At 39.2% G+C, this 17,373-nt stretch carries 18 protein-coding genes; 8 read left to right on the forward strand and 10 right to left on the reverse strand.

The window, feature by feature from the left end; translation table 11 throughout:
* Genes FTV17_RS07520 through coaE form a run of 3 tightly spaced genes read left to right on the forward strand, consistent with a single transcriptional unit; the run spans position 1 to position 2,731 of the window.
* Entirely contained in the window at positions 1–1,227 is a 1,227-nt protein-coding gene (locus tag FTV17_RS07520) for a type II secretion system F family protein (protein WP_179998793.1), read from the forward strand.
* Positions 1,227–2,087, forward strand: coding sequence for an A24 family peptidase (locus tag FTV17_RS07525; RefSeq protein WP_179998794.1), 861 nt, complete (start codon positions 1,227–1,229; stop codon positions 2,085–2,087). Before FTV17_RS07520 ends, FTV17_RS07525 begins: the two co-directional genes overlap by 1 nt.
* Positions 2,088–2,128: 41 nt before the next feature.
* Entirely contained in the window at positions 2,129–2,731 is a 603-nt protein-coding gene (gene coaE / locus FTV17_RS07530; protein ID WP_179998795.1) for a dephospho-CoA kinase, read from the forward strand.
* Between the two features lie 16 nt (positions 2,732–2,747).
* On the opposite strand, the gene FTV17_RS07535 is transcribed toward coaE, so the two are convergent.
* From FTV17_RS07535 to FTV17_RS07545, 3 genes are all read right to left on the reverse strand, one after another.
* Positions 2,748–3,674 (reverse strand): DMT family transporter, encoded by a 927-nt coding sequence (locus FTV17_RS07535; RefSeq protein ID WP_179998796.1) that lies wholly within the window; start codon positions 3,672–3,674, stop codon positions 2,748–2,750.
* A 6-nt stretch (positions 3,675–3,680) separates the two neighbouring features.
* A complete protein-coding gene (rlmB, locus tag FTV17_RS07540) occupies positions 3,681–4,427 on the reverse strand; it encodes a 23S rRNA (guanosine(2251)-2'-O)-methyltransferase RlmB (RefSeq protein ID WP_179998797.1) in 747 nt (248 codons plus the stop codon).
* Positions 4,428–4,564: 137 nt separating this feature from the next.
* Positions 4,565–4,888 carry a pyrimidine/purine nucleoside phosphorylase gene (locus FTV17_RS07545; protein WP_092766653.1) on the reverse strand — a complete coding sequence of 108 codons (324 nt, stop codon included), beginning with the start codon at positions 4,886–4,888 and terminating at the stop codon, positions 4,565–4,567.
* A 316-nt stretch (positions 4,889–5,204) separates the two neighbouring features.
* On the opposite strand from FTV17_RS07545, the gene recN reads away from it, so the two are divergent.
* The 3 genes from recN (at position 5,205) to ruvX (ending at position 7,944) form a co-directional block, all read left to right on the forward strand.
* Positions 5,205–6,872 carry a DNA repair protein RecN gene (gene recN, locus FTV17_RS07550; protein ID WP_179998798.1) on the forward strand — a complete coding sequence of 556 codons (1,668 nt, stop codon included), beginning with the start codon at positions 5,205–5,207 and terminating at the stop codon, positions 6,870–6,872.
* An 81-nt stretch (positions 6,873–6,953) separates the two neighbouring features.
* Positions 6,954–7,508, forward strand: coding sequence for a YqgE/AlgH family protein (locus FTV17_RS07555; RefSeq protein WP_179998799.1), 555 nt, complete (start codon positions 6,954–6,956; stop codon positions 7,506–7,508).
* A complete protein-coding gene (gene ruvX, locus FTV17_RS07560; RefSeq protein WP_035266001.1) occupies positions 7,501–7,944 on the forward strand; it encodes a Holliday junction resolvase RuvX in 444 nt (147 codons plus the stop codon). Before FTV17_RS07555 ends, ruvX begins: the two co-directional genes overlap by 8 nt.
* A gap of 16 nt (positions 7,945–7,960) precedes the next feature.
* Here the strand turns inward: ruvX and FTV17_RS07565 are convergent, their stop codons facing one another.
* A complete protein-coding gene (locus FTV17_RS07565) occupies positions 7,961–8,584 on the reverse strand; it encodes an alpha-ketoglutarate-dependent dioxygenase AlkB (protein ID WP_179998800.1) in 624 nt (207 codons plus the stop codon).
* A 135-nt stretch (positions 8,585–8,719) separates the two neighbouring features.
* Here FTV17_RS07565 and FTV17_RS07570 point away from each other — a divergent pair, with 135 nt between their 5' ends.
* Positions 8,720–10,522, forward strand: a complete 1,803-nt coding sequence (locus FTV17_RS07570) for an ABC transporter ATP-binding protein (RefSeq protein ID WP_179998801.1) — start codon at positions 8,720–8,722, stop codon at positions 10,520–10,522.
* 3 nt (positions 10,523–10,525) lie between these two features.
* Here FTV17_RS07570 and FTV17_RS07575 read toward each other — a convergent pair whose 3' ends face one another.
* From FTV17_RS07575 to uvrC, 5 genes are all read right to left on the reverse strand, one after another.
* Entirely contained in the window at positions 10,526–11,059 is a 534-nt protein-coding gene (locus FTV17_RS07575) for a DUF4269 domain-containing protein (RefSeq protein ID WP_179998802.1), read from the reverse strand.
* Between the two features lie 99 nt (positions 11,060–11,158).
* On the reverse strand, positions 11,159–11,527 hold the full coding sequence (locus tag FTV17_RS07580) for a hypothetical protein (protein WP_179998803.1): 369 nt from the start codon (positions 11,525–11,527) through the stop codon (positions 11,159–11,161).
* Positions 11,528–11,583: 56 nt separating this feature from the next.
* A complete protein-coding gene (gene pgsA, locus FTV17_RS07585; protein WP_179998804.1) occupies positions 11,584–12,171 on the reverse strand; it encodes a CDP-diacylglycerol--glycerol-3-phosphate 3-phosphatidyltransferase in 588 nt (195 codons plus the stop codon).
* A 103-nt stretch (positions 12,172–12,274) separates the two neighbouring features.
* The gene (locus FTV17_RS07590) at positions 12,275–13,069 is read right to left on the reverse strand and encodes a thioesterase family protein (protein WP_179998805.1); all 795 of its coding nucleotides are present in this window, start codon (positions 13,067–13,069) and stop codon (positions 12,275–12,277) included.
* Between the two features lie 115 nt (positions 13,070–13,184).
* Entirely contained in the window at positions 13,185–14,984 is a 1,800-nt protein-coding gene (gene uvrC, locus FTV17_RS07595; RefSeq protein ID WP_179998806.1) for an excinuclease ABC subunit UvrC, read from the reverse strand.
* A 228-nt stretch (positions 14,985–15,212) separates the two neighbouring features.
* Here uvrC and FTV17_RS07600 point away from each other — a divergent pair, with 228 nt between their 5' ends.
* A complete protein-coding gene (locus tag FTV17_RS07600; protein WP_179998807.1) occupies positions 15,213–16,259 on the forward strand; it encodes an AAA family ATPase in 1,047 nt (348 codons plus the stop codon).
* Between the two features lie 35 nt (positions 16,260–16,294).
* Here the strand turns inward: FTV17_RS07600 and FTV17_RS07605 are convergent, their stop codons facing one another.
* Positions 16,295–17,248, reverse strand: a complete 954-nt coding sequence (locus FTV17_RS07605; RefSeq protein WP_179998808.1) for a hypothetical protein — start codon at positions 17,246–17,248, stop codon at positions 16,295–16,297.
* Positions 17,249–17,373 lie beyond the last annotated feature (125 nt).

Below are 17,373 nucleotides of genomic sequence, written 5' to 3' on the forward strand. Positions count from 1 at the left end.
ATGGCGGTGAAAAAAGCACAGATGATGCCAACGTTTGTATATGACGGCGTGGATCGCAAGGGAACCAAAGTTAAAGGTGAAATGCCTGCGCGTAATATTCAACTTGCAAAAGTCATGCTCCGCAAACAAGGCATTACGGTGCGTAGTATCCGCGAGAAGCGCAAGAATATTCTTGAAGGCTTAATGAAGAAGAAAGTGTCTACTTTGGACATCACCATCTTTACGCGTCAGCTTGCCACCATGATGAAAGCAGGTGTACCACTTGTCCAAAGCTTTGAAATTGTTGCAGAAGGCTTAGATAATCCTGCAATGCGTGAAGTGGTTTTGGGTATTAAAACTGAGGTCGAAAGTGGTAATACTTTTGCAGGTGCACTACGCAAATATCCTCAGCATTTTGATCAGTTATTCTGCTCATTGGTAGAATCAGGTGAGCAATCAGGTGCGCTTGAAACCATGCTCGATCGAGTTGCAATCTATAAAGAAAAAAGTGAAGTTCTCAAACAAAAAATTAAAAAAGCGATGAAGTATCCAATTGCTGTCATTGTTGTTGCAATTATTGTGACCATTATTTTGATGGTTAAAGTGGTTCCTGTCTTCTCTGAGATGTTTAGCTCATTTGGCGCAGACTTACCTGCGTTCACGCAACTCGTAGTGGCAATGTCTGAGTGGGTGCAAAAATATTGGTTTATTTTAATTATCGGTATCGCGCTGACCATTATCGGCTTTATTGAAGCCAAAAAACGTAGTCAAAAATTTGCGGATGCATTAGATCGCACGGCTTTAAGGCTGCCTATTTTTGGTGATTTGGTTTATAAAGCAATTATCGCACGTTATAGCCGTACACTTTCAACCACATTTGCTGCCGGCGTCCCTTTAATCGATGCACTCCAATCAACAGCTGGCGCAACGAATAACGTGGTATATGAGCAAGCAGTTATGCGTATTCGTGACGACGTTGCGACTGGTCAACAACTTCATTTCGCTATGCGCTCGACCAATTTATTCCCATCTATGGCTGTGCAAATGGTAGCGATTGGTGAAGAATCGGGTTCACTCGATGCTATGCTAGATAAGGTTGCAACCCATTATGAAAGTGAAGTCGACAATGCTGTCGATGGCTTAACATCCATGATGGAGCCTTTGATTATGGCCATTCTAGGTGTCTTGGTCGGCGGTTTAGTCATCGCAATGTATCTTCCAATCTTCCAAATGGGTTCTGTGGTGTAATGAACGAAATAATTGGGTATTTAATTCAATCGCCTACAGCACTCTATTTAACTGTAGGAATCATCAGCTTATGTATCGGCAGTTTTTTAAATGTTGTCATTTACCGCACACCTAAAATGATGGAGCAAGAATGGCGTCAAGACTGTCAGATGCTTTTACATCCCGACCAAGCCATAATTGATGAAGATAAGCTCACGCTAAGTAAACCTGCATCGACCTGCCCAAAATGTAAAACACCTATTCGTTGGTATCAAAATATCCCAGTGATAAGTTGGTTATTTTTACGTGGAAAATGTGGTGAATGTGAAAATCCGATCAGCATTCGTTATCCACTGGTAGAAGTTTTAACTGCTGTTTGCTCATTAGTGGTCGTCGCGGTATTTGGTCCAAGCCTACAAATGCTTTTTGGCTTAATTTTAACATGGACACTGATCGCACTCACATTCATCGACTTCGATACACAACTTTTACCCGATCGATATACTCTCCCTTTGGCTGCACTTGGTTTAGCGGTAAATAGCTATGCACTCTACACCTCACCTACCTCCGCAATTTGGGGATATTTGATTGGTTTCCTCTGTTTATGGGTGGTGTACTATCTATTTAAAATCGTGACAGGCAAAGAAGGTATGGGATATGGCGACTTTAAATTACTGGCCGCGCTTGGTGCATGGATGGGTCCATTTTTATTACCGCTCATTGTCCTACTTTCATCCTTAGTCGGTGCAATCATCGGCATCATTTTGATGAAAGTCAAAAAAGAAAATCAGCCCTTTGCTTTTGGACCTTATATTGCGATTGCTGGATGGATTGCATTCTTATGGGGTAACGAAATTATGAAGGTTTATTTAGGGGGTTAAGCTAAAATAAGCCCCATTATGATAATTACAAGGTTTTTTACATGCGCTTTATTTTGGGCTTAACAGGTGGTATTGGTAGTGGAAAAACTGCTGCAAGTCAGTGGTTTGAAAAAGAAGGTATTACCGTTGTTGATGCAGATATCGTGGCACGTGAAGTGGTTGAAATTGGAAAACCTGCACTACAAAAAATCAAAGATCATTTTGGGGGTTGGGTGCTACTGGAAGATGGCGCACTCGACCGCAGAGCGTTAAGAGACCATATTTTTAAACATCCTGAAGCTAGAAAGATATTAGAAAATATTACGCATCCTGCAATTCGCCTATCGATTATTGAACAACTACAACGGGCGACTAGTCCTTATGCCATTTTAGTTTCCCCACTCTTATTTGAAACCAATCAACACCAACTTACTCAACGTACTTTACTGATCGATGCATCAACAGAATTACAAATCTTGCGTGCTTCGCAACGTGATCATCAAGACATTGAGCAAATTAAAAAAATAATGAGTGCGCAAATGTCTCGTGAAGAAAAATTAAAACGTGCAGACGATGTTGTTATTAATGATGGTGAACTTGATCATCTCTATCAACAACTCGCAGTAAAACACCAATATTATCTCGATCTTGCACAACAAGCTTAGATTTTAAAAAAGCAGTCTAAGAAGACTGCTTTTTTTGTTGCTCAAGTTTTTGGCTTAGTGCATCTTGGCGACCCAGCCATCGCCATGGTTGTAATGCGCCTATCGCCATCCCCAACAACCCAAATAACATCGCAATACTTAAAGGTTCATTTAACAAAGGCACTGCCAAAATTGCAGCTAAAAAAGGCGCTAAATTGGTAATGCTCCCTGCTTTAAAAGCCCCGAGTCTTTTAATCGCTTCCACATAAGTTAAAGTTGCAATAATGACCACGAATATGCCATGAAATATTGTCTGAAACAGTAAATGCTGAGGCTCAGGAGTACTAAGATCTTTGGGTAAAAATAACACGTAAATGGGTACATAAATCACGGCTGACCAGATAGCAACTCCACACATCGCCTGCCATGCACTCAGTTGGAATTTACGCAGTAATACGGTAAATATTGCCCAAAAAATGGCGCTCAAGAAGAATAATCCATCACCAGCACCAAAAGGAATGCCTGATTCACGATACATCAGGAGACTCATAATACCGAGCACGGTGATCATAATGATCAAACTTGCCCATGTATGACGATCAAAAGCCTGCTTCATCAATATAAAAGCGACAATGGCAGTACAAATAGGAATACAGCCATTGAGAAAAATTGCAGCATGCGCAGTCGGTGCATAGTGAAATGCACTATAAGCCAACAAACAATAGATCACACCACCAATCATTGCTAAGATAAATGGTTCTTTTTTAAGTAAAAAAGAGGCTTCTCTACGATAAAGTAAAATCGGCATTAAGATCAAAAAAGCCAGTGAAAAACGCAGTGCCACAATGTCCCATGCATTGATCTGCCATAGCGCATTTAATCGTGCAGTGAGGGTAAATCCCCCCCAGATGCACATGGTAGTAATAAGAAAAAAATAGCCTTGGGCTCGATCTGTAAGTACCATCTCAAATTAGGCTTGACGTTGTCTACACGCTTCGTAAAGTGCCATGCCTGTCGCCACACTCACATTCAAGCTTTGTAAATTTCCACTCATTGGAATATAAACTTTGTGATCGCATTGCGCCTGTGTAATCGGTCTTAAACCAGTATCTTCAGCACCCATAATCACTGCGACAGGACCAGTCAAATCACATTCGTGAATAGGTAGAGCGTGCTCATCTAACATCGTACCAATCACTCGTACATTAAAATCATCTTTGATTTTGGCTAAAGTACGAGCCAAATTCGTCACTTGGATAAATTTAACTTTCTCTGCACCACCAGCAGCAACCTTACGAGCCGTTGGTGTTAAGCTCGCAGAACGATCACGAGGAACAACGACCGCATGTACACCCATGGCTGCCGCAGTTCGAATACATGCACCCAAATTATGCGGGTCCGTCACTTGATCAAGCGCCAGTAAAAAAACATTGTCGGTACTTTTGATTAATTGCTCAAGATCATTTTCATTCAGCGTTGGATGAGGACGAACTGCTGCAACAACACCTTGATGAAAAGGTTGTCCAGCCAATTTTTCAAGGCTGTCTCGGCTCGCTTTTTGAATACTAATTCCGAAAGGCTCAGCCAACTCAAAAATACGTTTTAAACGTTGATCATCACGACCTTTTAGTGCAAATAGAGTCAAAACGCGTTCAGGTTCTAACTCCAACAATGACTCCACAGAATGAACGCCATAATAATATTCGGGTTTAGCCATGAACGACCTCAACTCACTAAGACAATACAATAATATAGAAAAGAAAAATCCCGCAAAGCCAACTTTACAGGATTTTATATAGCGAATAGTTTAACCGATTTGACCATTGAATGTTGGTCAAATTTTTTTTTGGGTAATTAGCCTTCGAAATGACAAACGTAGTCTAATACGTCATCTGTTTCGATTTTGAAACGGCTCTCACCAGGCACGTAAAACGACTGCCCTGCACGGAAAAGCTCATGTTCTTCATTGTCTGCAATTGTGACACGACATTCACCAGAAATAATTTCCATACGCTCTGGTACATGTGTTTCAAAAGTAAGCGGTTGTTCCGTCGGTAGAATAACCCCAAGTGTTTTTTTTGTACCGTCTTCAAATTGAACAGTGTGGCTAATACACGTCCCGCCAAAATAAACATTTGATTTCTTTACAACAGATACATGATCAAATTGTGATGACATGCGTATTCTCCAAATAATGCGCATTTTATAAATTTTAATTGCCGTAGTTTAATTGCGCTCGAGCAACTAATCAATCAGTGTTTTACAATGGTTTTTATAAGCAACTTTTGTTCCCTATTGATGAAATTTAAAGATTTTTTTTATTTCTTCTATATATCTTTTGTACACAGGTAAAAGAATATATTCAGTCACTAGTAATCAACCTAATTTCAGTTAAAATAAAAATTAAAAGTTCTCATATTCAAATGTCGTGACTTGAGACTAAAACAAAATTTCTCTATCTTAGAATCCACACTTTCGCAGCTCGGATGCGTTTATGCTGACACACCTTAATCTGATCAACTTTGCTTTAGCAGATAACTTAGCCATTGATATTGATCAAGGTTTCAATGTTCTTACGGGTGAAACTGGTGCAGGTAAATCTTTATTACTCGATGCATTATCAGCGTGTTTAGGCGAGCGTACTGATACGAATTACGTTCGTTATGGTTCAGATAAGGCTGATGTTACAGCCGTATTTAGTTATCAAGATCAAAGTCCCGAAGCTGAATGGTTAAGCACTCATGAGCTGGCAGATGAATCAGGTGAAATTCATCTAAGACGGGTAATATTTGCTACAGGTCGTAGTAAAGCTTGGATCAATGGACGTCCAAGTAGCCTGTCAGAATTAAAGGAAATTGGCAGACTCTTAGTCCAACTTTACAGCCAACATAGTCAGCAACAATTGTTAGAACCACCCTATCCAAAACATTGGTTGGATCGTTACAGCAATTTTGGTCAGCATACGCTCGCTGTCAAAGACAGTTATAACGCATGGCAAAAAAATATCCGACAGCATCAAGCTGCGCTTGATGCACAGACCACCCGCCTTCAACGCATTGAGACACTTAATCTTCAATTAGAAGAATTAGAAGAGGTCGTTCGACTTGACTATAAAGAAATTGAACAAGAGTTCGATCGCTTAAGTCATCATGAACATATCATGCAAGATTGTAGCTATGCGATCAATGTTTTAGATGAGTCCGATCAAAATATCACTCAAGAAATTTCAAGTATTATTCGCAAGCTTGAATCTCATGCAGGTCGTAGTGATTTACTCTCTGAAATTTATAACTCATTATTGAATGCGCAAAGTGAACTCGATGATGCCAGCGCGAATTTAAAACAATTTATTGACCGTCAGAGTTTTGATCCTGAACGAATGGAAGAGTTAAACACACAACTGGAAATATTCCATCGTTTAGCGCGCAAATATCGAGTACAGCCCGAAGATTTAAAATCAGAATACGAACATTGGCAGGCAGAACTAGAACAACTACATCAACTTGAAGATCCAGAGACTTTGGCTGAACAAGTTGAAATTTCACATCAACAGTTTATAGAGAAAGCTCAATATCTAGATGATATCCGTCGTAAAGCAGCAGAGCCCTTAGCTAAACTTTTAACAGAACAAGTCAAGCAACTGGCTTTACCAGAAGCTCATTTTGAATTCCGTTTCGATCCTCTGGAGCAACCTTCATCTGAAGGGTTTAGTTTTATTCAATTATTGTTCACAGCAAACAAAGGGATTCCACCTCAACCGCTTGCGAAGGTTGCTTCTGGTGGTGAATTGTCACGTATTGCATTGGTCATGCAAGTCATGAATGCAGAAAAAACTGAAGCTGAAGTACTCGTTTTTGACGAAATTGATGTGGGCATCAGCGGTGGAACAGCTGAGATTGTCGGTCGCTTATTGGCTGGATTAGGTCAACATGTTCAAATTCTATGTATTACACATCAAGCCCAAGTTGCAGCGCAATCGGACCAACATTTGTTAGTGAAAAAATTGCAAACAGACCCTGCTAGCAGCACTATCGTTGAGCTTGATGAAGATCAACGGATATTAGAGCTTGCTCGCATGACTGGTGGTGTCGAAATTAGCGAGACCACCCTTCAACATGCAAAACAATTAAGACAATTAAAGTTTCAGACCAGTACATCTTGATTATTTTAAAAGGATTGTTGAAAACCCATAAGTCTAGTATGTTGAAGTAAAGTGATACTCAAACATAGGAGAAGCCATTAGGTGAGTAAACAATTTCTAACGCACCGTTGCCTGATTGCCCCACCTGATTTAGCAGATGATTTCTTCGCAAATAGTGTGGTTTATATCGCTCGTCATGATCATGAAGGTGCGCAGGGAATTATGATCAATCGTCCAACTGGGATTCAGGTTAAAGAACTCTTAACAGATCTTGATATCGTGGCAGATCATGTTCACCCACATGATGTCTTACAAGGTGGTCCTTTACGACCAGAAGCGGGTTTTGTACTTCATACAGGTCAACCTACTTGGCATGCGTCCATCGCTGTAGGTGAAAATCTCTGTTTAACAACTTCAAAGGATATTCTTGATGCAATCGCACACAATGAAGGTGTTGGTCGCTATCAAATTGCTTTAGGCTATGCAAGTTGGAGTAAAAACCAATTGGAGCAAGAAATCGCTCGAGGTGACTGGCTCATTTGTGACTCTGATATGGATTTGATTTTTAACTTACCCTATGACGATCGCTGGGACGCTGCCTATAGAAAAATGGGGGTCGATCGTACATGGCTTTCATCTGAGATTGGACATGCCTGATTCAACTACCGCTCAACTCATTATGGCCTTTGACTTCGGCACACAAAAAACAGGAATGGCTGTAGGATCGTCCATTATTGAAAGTGCTACGCCACTTTCACTTTTACCGATGAAAGATGGTATTCCCAATTGGGACGATCTACTCAAAATTGTAAAACAACATTCTCCAAATCTGTTTTTAGTCGGGCTACCACTGAATATGGATGATAGCGAATCGGAACTATCAACACGAGCACGTAAATTTGCCCGTCGTTTAAGACACCAAACCAATATAGAAACATGGATGGTGGATGAGCGATTAACAACTCGCGAAGCGCGTGATGAACTCGATCATTATCAGGCGCAAGGGCGTGGAAAAAAGTTGTCCGCAGACAGCTTGGCAGCCGCCTTATTTATTGAAAGTTGGTATCGTAATCCTCAAGGTATTCAACCTTAATAGAATACTTGTCGCTTCATCTAGGATAAAAATAGCGAAAGGTTAAATTGATTCTAGGCTCTAATACTTTGGTTGATTTCGCTAAAGTGTGTTTCCAAAAACGCTGTGTTTGACCTTTCATTACAATCAACTGTCCTGATTGTAGATACATTTCCGCAGTATGAGTTTTATCACGATGTTTAAATCTAAATTTTCGTGTTGCACCGAGACTCAGTGAGGCAATGACGGTCTCACCATGTTCAGGATCTCTTAATGCAGCTTCATCATCACTATGCCATCCTACACCTTGAGTTCCATCTTCATACAAATTGGCCAAACAAGAATTAAATTGAACTCCTGTTATAAGTTCAATTTTTTGCTTGAGTACTAATAATTTCAAATCCCAAATCTGTGCTTGTTTATCCATTCCTGAATAGTGATATTGATAGTTTTGGTCACCATACCATACGACTTTACGACCCGTCTTAAAATATTGGCCGTATAAAATCACTTCATCCTGTTTCCAAGCCAAAGCTTCTAAAAAATAATCGAAATAATCCTGTGATTCAGCATGAGTAAGTATAAGACCGTAATCTTCTACAATCCCATCATAAGGTAGGAGATTTGAATTGGGTTCGGGTGCAAACAGCTCGAAGTTCATAACCAATTTGCCATGAAAATATAACCGTATATTAGCTGAATATTTCAACTGACAAATTGAAACATTGTGAACGCTTGTGACACTGGACAATCAAGCTTAGACTGGCATAAATCTAGACAATAAAAACAATCGCTTATGAATTTATGGCAACTTTTTCTAAAACTTAAACCTTTCGTTCGACCTTATCGCTTTTTAGTGATTGCCACTCTCTTTCTTACGCTCATCGGCTCTTTCACAGCTCAAGTGAATGCACTCACTTTGCAGTATGCAGTTGATGAAATTAATGCGCTGGTTGAGAATGGTTTTGGCTTAGCTGAAGGCTGGAATATCCTGATTACCATTACAGCGATATTATTGGGTAAAGAAGTAATTAATGCTTTTGTCCAATTCGGACAAAAGTTTTATGGTGAAAAACTTAGAATTTTTATTTCACAAGATCTAGCACAAGGCATCATTGAAAAATTTCTGACCTATAGATTAGCTTTTTTCAACGAAGAGAATAATCAGGCGGGCAAATTACAAACACGAATCGATCGTGGTATTGGCTCTCTGACTCGTCTAGTTCAAATATTCTTTATTGACATTTTGCCGTTATTTACCAGTGCGATCGTGGCTTTAGGATTAATGTACTACGCCAACTTTTATGTTGGCTTGGTGGCGACCACTATCGTTCCAATCTACTTCTGGTTAACTTATAAACAAGCACAAAAACTCGGAGGCTGGCGTCGAAATTTACGTGATGGTCGAGAAAAGAAAAGCCAAGGTATCCTCGGAATTATTAATTCAATTACGGTTATCAAATCTTTCAACCGCGAGTCAATAGAATCAACCAAACAACTCAAACTACAAAAAGAACTCACAGATAATCAAATGCAAACCCGTCAAGTCAGCTTTTTATTTGATGGGTTAAAAACCTTTATTGAACAAATAGGTATTGTTTTAATCATCATCCTAACTGCGTATTTTGTGCTTGATGGTCAGATGAGCATCGGTATGATCATGTTTCATGTGCTCTTGTTCAATAATGTATCCGCGCCAATTCGCTCCTTACATCGTATATATGATGAAGTGAATGATGCCATGATCTATTCAGAAAGCTTCTTTAAAATTTTAGAAGCAGATGATCAAATTGAACCTACAGGTCAACTCAAACCGCAAATTCAAGGAAAATTTACGCTGAAAAATGTTGAATTCTTTTATCCAAACGGTCACCACGCACTAAAGAATATCAATATGGAGATTCGACCCAATAAAATTACTGCATTAGTTGGCTTATCAGGTGCGGGAAAATCAACCTTAATCAGTCTTTTAGATAAATTTTATGAACCTAATCAGGGGTGTATCGAACTTGATGGCATCGATCTCAATCAAATTGATACACAATATTTGAGAGATCATATTGGATTAGTCCTACAAAAAAATCATATTTTCCAAGGGACTATTTTTGAAAATATTCGCTATGGTAAAACAGATGCTACTGAAGAAGACGTGATCATTGCTGCTAAAAAAGCATCCATTCATGAGCAAATTTTACAACTTCCAGATGGCTATCATTCCGATGCATTGCAACTCTCTGGAGGACAACAACAGCGTATTGCGATTGCTCGTATGTTCTTGAAAAATCCACCGATTATCTTTTTAGATGAACCGACAGCGAGTTTGGATGCCATTGCTTCGGAACAAATTAAACAAAGCCTTGATGAGATTAAACAAGGACGTACTGTCATTATTATCTCGCACAGCCTGTCGCAAATTATTGATGCGGATTACACCTATGTCATGAAAGAAGGCGAAATTGCCGAGCATGGAGAACATGATGCCCTTTACCATCAAGACGGTGTATATAAACAAATTTTTGATGCGATGGCTAAAAGTTTGAATATCGAAAAAATTGCAAAAACTTTTGAAGACGATGGGGATGAGGAAACCCATAGTTAAAGTTTAATCTAGGTAACCTTGACATTGAAGCAGTTGAATCAACACACAGTCATCTGCTTCATATAGCTGACTTAACTTCGTGTAAGGATCACCATCGAGTGCTAATATCTGTGCAAATGCAGGTTCAGTTTTTATATCTTTTCGCTTAAGGCGAATGATTTCCTGTTTAAATTGGTCATTTGCCAAATCTAATATTCTACGTTCAACGTAGAAGTGTTGGAATCCCGCCTGCTGATGAATTGGTGTTGTAGAGCAAAATATCTCAATTGACCAAGCACAATATTCAAATCGGCAAATCCAAGTATCACGTTCAAAATAACTTCGCTCAATGCACCATGCCTTATATATTTGAAATAATTTTAATGTTTCAATCAAATGATTCTCTTGCTCAATCGGATAACTACAAATGAGGTCGATATCACTTTGTGCTGTTGCAATTCCTAAAGGTGGCGTACCAACCACTATAACTTGATACCACTTGAGTATTTTCAAAAGGTTTAAGTCATCAATGACTTTTTGAAAGTGTATTTTTTTCATTGTTATTTTTAATCTCTAAGATGATTCAACTTTAAAGCGGTTGAACACTCCAATATGAATTACTTTAACCATCACCAGAAAAGCTATAACCAATTAAGGTTATTTTTGATTTTCGATAACATCTAACGCATAAACAGTTTTAATATAATTTCGATACTGCGTTGAATAAGAGATTTCCAAACAACGCATAAGGTATGCTTTCTCTTTTGAATATTGATAGCTGCCTAACGCTTCTTTGAGCGCTTGATCAATATAATTTTGCACTTGTTTTGCCGCCTCATGGCTATGCTCACCGAGTTGAAAATATCCACCTCTCGCAATATTTGCTTCATTTGTATAAATCTCAGAATGAGATAGACAATACGCGATTCCATCATTATGCAAATACTCTTGTGCACGTGATAAATCATCCGCATAAATGCTTGAACTCAACAAGATACTTAAACCAATAGCAAATTTACTTCTCATTTTTTAAATCACGTTCTCAACACAATAAAAAAGCGCCTTTTGGCGCTTTGAATATATTAGGGTTGTTTTAGATATGGCCATGCCGCTCTTAAATAAATAAACATGGACCACAGTGTTAAAATTACAGCGGTATACAACAAACCATATGCAACTAATTCAAGTGGTTTCCAATTGAGTAAAAACACCGAAATAGCAATCATCTGGAAAGCTGTTTTATATTTTCCAACCGTTGATACAGCTACATTGGTACGTGCACCGAGCTCAGCCATCCACTCACGTAAAGCAGAAACCGTAATCTCGCGTGAAATAATCACAATCGCAGCAAAAGCCATCGAAATTGTAGGTTGCCATTGCACCAAAACAATCAATGCTGCTGCGACCATTAATTTATCCGCAACAGGATCTAAAAAACGTCCGAATGCAGAAGTCTGATTCAATGTTCTTGCTAAATAACCATCAAACCAATCTGTGACAGCAGCAATCATAAAAATTGCAGTCAGAATGATATGACGCGTCATACCCCCTTCATGCCCACCCACACCAATCGCAGGAGGCCAATAGGCAATAATTAAAAAAACAGGTATTAACGCAATACGTGCTAGCGTCAAGATATTTGGTATATTCAGGATGCGACCTGTAGACATAGACACCGCCAGTTTGCCCCAATTACAGCTAAAATTTGCAATAAAAACTTGAGCTTTGATTCTTTAATCCGCTTACTTTAAACGATTCACTACCCGCTGTCGACTAGGCAAAAATCGCGACAGTCTGTCTACAAATTGCAACGAGACGGTCATTATGGTCCCAAATATGGGCATATTCAGTAGAATAACCATGCACAGAATGATCTGTAAATACTTTATATTTAAACCAATCTCGTCGGTCAGCTTGAATAGGTTCTAACAGCGTCACATACCAAGAAATTGAACTGCCCGGTGCTGGTTTTTTTAATATAGGAAAAATTCCTGCAGGCCAAATATCTAACATTGCTATAAATTCAGGCATGCTCAGCGGACCTGCTTCAAATTTAGATTCTGCATATCGAAACCACCCGCCAAAATCTGGCTTTTCAGCAGCCGTACAAGGGTATTTCCCTTCAGCCCAAATCAGATCATAGTTCTGATAGCATTGCGGCATAAGAGGATGATAAGGCAACTTAACTAAACTTTCAGGCGAATCATACTGTGGTGCTGTGCGAGTTTGATCCATATTCACAACTGATTCACGGTCTGAACCAAAACTTGCCAGCAGAATTCCCTGTACAGCATCATCTTGCCAAATCCGAGCCTCAATATTGGTCACAGATTTACCTTGCCTTAAAATTTCCACTGTCACTTTGACTGGCTTTTCCTGAACAGGACCCACAAATACCACACTGGTGCTCAATAATCTTTTTTGAGGGTCATGAATCATTTGTGTTGCTTTGTGTAGCATCATCGCCGTGGTTAAACCACCAAAAATGGTACGACCTTGCAACCAACCCTCAGGAATCTCCACCCATTCTTGTTGATCAATTTCTTGAAATATCTGTCCAAATGACATGCGCAACCCTTTTATTTTAAATTTCTTATCGCGCTAGCATGCTGAATTTTCAGATTGAGGTAAATGATCAATGACTCACAGGTCAATGATCATTTTGGCAAATTGATATGCATGATTACTCATGCAAGATTTTGTACACAGCTCGAGCGAGATTTGCACCAAAACCAGGGACTAAATTTAGATCCTTTTCAGAGGCTTTTAATACCCCTTGAATCCCACCAAAATGTGTTAATAAATCACGGCGGCGTTTTGGTCCTAGCCCTGGAATGGCTTCTAAAACTGACTGCCCACGACGTTTATCGCGCTTGGCACGATGTTTAGTAATGGCAAATCGATGCGCCTCATCACGAACCTGTTGAATTAAATGTAGCGCTTTATGGTCTTCAGGCAGTTGAATCTTTGTGCCATCAGTGAAATGTAAGGTTTCCAAACCAGGCTTACGTCCTTCCCCTTTTGAAACCCCCACCATGAATGCATCCAATCCAAGATCTTGCATGACCTGCATTGCCATATGTAATTGCCCTTTACCACCATCGATGAGAAGCAAGTCTGGTAACATTGCCTTCTTATATCGTCGTGTTAAAGCCTGACGCATGGCAGCATAATCATCACCCCCAGTGATATCTTCGATAGCAAACTGACGGTAATCACGCTTACGAGCCCCTCCACTATCAAAGACAACACAAGAAGCGATCGTTGCTTCGCCCATCGTATGGGATATATCAAAACATTCGATACGATCAATTGGACGTCCGACCACCTCTTCTAACTGATGAAAACGTTCATTCAATTCATAATGGTTAGCAAGTTGTCCTTTAATGGCATGCTGTACATTCATGGTCGCAAGCTCGAGCCATTCTGCACGGGTTTCTCGAACTTTTGATTTAATCAGAATTTTTTTGCCAAAATTTTGTTGTAGTGCCTCTTCTATGTCTTTTTTGTCTGGCAGCTCCACGTTGACGATTAATTCTGTTGGAATCTCATCGGCAACTTGGAAATAAAAGTTCGCGATAAAATCTGCCAGCATTTGTCCCAAATCATCGCCCAACATATCTGGGAAATAACTTTTTCCTCCCAACATCTTGCCATTACGCACATGCATAATCTGAACGCACGTTACCCCCGCTTGGTATGCGATCGCCAATATATCTGCTTCACCTTTGACTTTATAAATCGCTTGTTGCGTTTGGACATCACGCAATAATGCCATCCGATCACGATAAAAAACGGCTTTTTCAAATTCAAGAGCATCTGCTGCCGCTTCCATTTTGGCAATTAATTCTTGATTAAGCTCACGTGTGTCCCCTTGTAAAAAACGAATAGAGTTATCGACATCATCTTTATAATCTTCAGGTGATATCATGCCCACACATGGAGCTGAGCAACGTTTAATTTGATACTGCAAACACGGTCTTTTACGTTGCGCAAAATAACTATTTTCACATTGGCGGACATTGAATAATTTTTGTAAGACCACCAATGTATCACGTGCATTAAAAGCACTTGGATAAGGTCCAAAAAATTTACCTGCTTGATGTTTCCCCTTACCACGACCTGCTGCAATACGTGGATAAGGCTTATCACTGGACACAAAAATATAGACGTAAGATTTATCATCTCGCAGCATGATGTTATACGGTGGTCGATGAAGCTTAATTAAGTTTTGTTCAAGAAGTAATGCTTCCGTTTCTGAGCGGACCACCATGGTTTCAATATCATGAATGCGGGCAACTAAAGCCTGTGTTTTGGGATGCTCAATGGTTTTAACAAAATAGCTAGAAACACGATTTTTTAAATTCTTGGCTTTTCCCACATATAACAACTCTCCATCTTTACCTAACATGCGATAGACACCAGGCAAAGTCGTAAGATTGGCTAAGATTTTTTCAATGTGTTCACGTGCGTTTTCGTTCACAAGCAGCCTTTAATGTAGAGTCAGTCATTCATGCAACAGCATGAGCTTATTGTGATGGTAACGCGCTCTATTTCAAGTGCATTTCGGTAGACGATTTTAAAACCTTGTTGATCCAACAGTTCAGGGCAATGATCGCAGATTTTATAATCAGCTGATTGTTAAAAAGTCTGAGTTGTTAAATTCAAGTTTGATATGCTTTTCAACTGATTCATTCATGGATGCGCCAACATGACTGCGACCGATCGTGCTTTTCACGCCATACAACCTGCACTCTCATCCCATAGTCCTTCAGAAAAAGATCGACTCATTGGAAAGTCTCGCTTTCATTTTGAACCAGCCAAAGTGATGCAGTTATTGCGTGATCGTATCATTGGGCAAAATCCAGCCTTAGATGAAATCGAAAAATTGCTTCACGTGGTCAAAGCTGACTTTTCAAGTCCTGAACGCCCCTTGTCCGTCACCTTAATGCTTGGACCAACAGGTGTTGGTAAAACAGAGACTGTTCGTTTGATTGCTGAAGCGATTTATGGTCGTCCTGATGCATTTTGTCGTATCGATATGAATACACTGGCTCAAGAACATTATGCAGCCGCTTTAACAGGCGCTCCGCCCGGATATGTCGGTTCAAAAGAAGGTCATAGTTTATTCGATGAAACTGCGATTAATGGCTCTCATACCCGTCCTGGCATTATGCTGTTTGATGAACTTGAAAAAGCCTCTCCCGAAGTGATTCGTGGCTTAATGAATGTGTTGGATACAGGTCGCCTAACCCTTACTGCTGGAACAAAAACGATTGATTTTCGTAATTGTATGATCTTTATGACCAGTAATGCAGGAGCACGCGCAGCACAACAATATTTAGATAAATTAAATGTTTTACCGCAAAAACTTCAAAATTTATGTTTAAAACGCCTACCCACGAAAGCCATCATTGAAAAAATACTGCATCGCAGTTTTGATCCCGAATTTCTGAATCGAATTGATCGTGTCCTTCATTATCAACCTGTTCAAGATGATGCACTCCCTAAATTGGTTGATATTGAACTGGAAAAACTCAACATTCGTTTGCAACATCAAAAACGTCAGGTTCATTTATCAGACCTTGCCAAAGCATATTTCTATCAGGGTCATGATATCCGCTTTGGGGCACGTCATTTAGCACGTAAAATAAGAACTGAACTAGAACCCATTATTGCGATCTACTTTCTAAAGCATCCAGATCAACTTCATCTCCAGCTGGATTGCAAAGACGGTCAGCTCACGATCATCAATTAATAAAAAAAGCCCATTATGGGCTTTTTTTAAACAAATCATCTTAAACCAGGAATCGTGACAAAGGATTCTGCTGCCGTTTTATTATAATACGTACACCCTTTTTCAATATTTGCCATTAATAACTGATAACGCTGTCTATTTTCTGCAACATCATCGTTCATTAGCAATTTTTCATAGAGCTTATATTCATCATCAGTCGTACGCTTCAAAGTTTGATGATATTCAGCAGGATATAGTTTGCTTTCAAATTCAATGGCTGTTGAATCATCTAAACTAATCTTCATACTGGTGTCAAAAATACTGCTAAAATTCATACCCATCCAACGATCTTTAGCAAGTTGAAATTTAACTATTGGATTTTTTTCATTTAAAAGATCAAGATACAGCAAGTTATCTTCATAAAATTGGTTAAAACTCTCTTCCAATGGTTCACTCGTGTTTGGATAGAGTTGTAAATAATCTACTCGGTTTTGTTCTGCTTTCTTTCTATAACAATAGCTACCTGAAGAAAAATTTTTAAGACCATCTTTGGCGATAAACAATCTCACATTAGGGCTCAAATCATTTCGATCAATGTTGCGATAACCTGGTAAAACTGTATCAAAAACATTTTTACCCGATAGGTTTACACGCTCCATTTCGATATCCGTTTGGATGTCACCAATGATATTCATCGTCCAATGACTAGGACTATTCACACTGAGCGTATTTTGGGCTTGATCATAGGTTTGATAGATACGATTTCGCGTCACAATCACACTATTCAACGGTTTAAAACTATCCGTATAAGTAAATTGTCCATTTTGAAATTCAATATAATTTAAGCCGAATCGATCATTGGAATTATAGTAAATTGAATAGAGTTGATCACCGTTTCGAAATTGTGTACTCGGTGATGATTCATACGAATCTCCCGACCCACCGCCGCCACAGGCACTTAAAAAAAACGGTAAAACACTTAGAGCCAATATTGTTTTTTTGAGATTCATTTGAATTTTCTTTTGTATATTTTACACACAAAAGCATAGCTTTTATTGAACAACTTCTCAATTTTAATTTACATCATTTTAAGTAAAATTAAAAAATGCGCCCTGAGGCGCATTTTGATCTAAAT

It is taken from the genome of Acinetobacter sp. YH12239, assembly GCF_013417635.1.
Classification (GTDB): domain Bacteria; phylum Pseudomonadota; class Gammaproteobacteria; order Pseudomonadales; family Moraxellaceae; genus Acinetobacter.

Bases quoted from the DNA above. Each gene is read 5' to 3' on its own strand.
- FTV17_RS07520 (WP_179998793.1), top strand. From the start codon at position 1: ATGGCGGTGAAAAAAGCACAGATGATGCCAACGTTTGTATATGACGGC.
- FTV17_RS07525 (WP_179998794.1), top strand. From the start codon at position 1,227: ATGAACGAAATAATTGGGTATTTAATTCAATCGCCTACAGCACTCTAT.
- coaE (WP_179998795.1), top strand. From the start codon at position 2,129: ATGCGCTTTATTTTGGGCTTAACAGGTGGTATTGGTAGTGGAAAAACT.
- FTV17_RS07535 (WP_179998796.1), bottom strand. From the start codon at position 3,674: ATGGTACTTACAGATCGAGCCCAAGGCTATTTTTTTCTTATTACTACC.
- rlmB (WP_179998797.1), bottom strand. From the start codon at position 4,427: ATGGCTAAACCCGAATATTATTATGGCGTTCATTCTGTGGAGTCATTG.
- FTV17_RS07545 (WP_092766653.1), bottom strand. From the start codon at position 4,888: ATGTCATCACAATTTGATCATGTATCTGTTGTAAAGAAATCAAATGTT.
- recN (WP_179998798.1), top strand. From the start codon at position 5,205: ATGCTGACACACCTTAATCTGATCAACTTTGCTTTAGCAGATAACTTA.
- ruvX (WP_035266001.1), top strand. From the start codon at position 7,501: ATGCCTGATTCAACTACCGCTCAACTCATTATGGCCTTTGACTTCGGC.
- FTV17_RS07565 (WP_179998800.1), bottom strand. From the start codon at position 8,584: ATGAACTTCGAGCTGTTTGCACCCGAACCCAATTCAAATCTCCTACCT.
- FTV17_RS07570 (WP_179998801.1), top strand. From the start codon at position 8,720: ATGAATTTATGGCAACTTTTTCTAAAACTTAAACCTTTCGTTCGACCT.
- FTV17_RS07575 (WP_179998802.1), bottom strand. From the start codon at position 11,059: ATGAAAAAAATACACTTTCAAAAAGTCATTGATGACTTAAACCTTTTG.
- FTV17_RS07580 (WP_179998803.1), bottom strand. From the start codon at position 11,527: ATGAGAAGTAAATTTGCTATTGGTTTAAGTATCTTGTTGAGTTCAAGC.
- pgsA (WP_179998804.1), bottom strand. From the start codon at position 12,171: ATGTCTACAGGTCGCATCCTGAATATACCAAATATCTTGACGCTAGCA.
- FTV17_RS07590 (WP_179998805.1), bottom strand. From the start codon at position 13,069: ATGTCATTTGGACAGATATTTCAAGAAATTGATCAACAAGAATGGGTG.
- FTV17_RS07600 (WP_179998807.1), top strand. From the start codon at position 15,213: ATGACTGCGACCGATCGTGCTTTTCACGCCATACAACCTGCACTCTCA.
- FTV17_RS07605 (WP_179998808.1), bottom strand. From the start codon at position 17,248: ATGAATCTCAAAAAAACAATATTGGCTCTAAGTGTTTTACCGTTTTTT.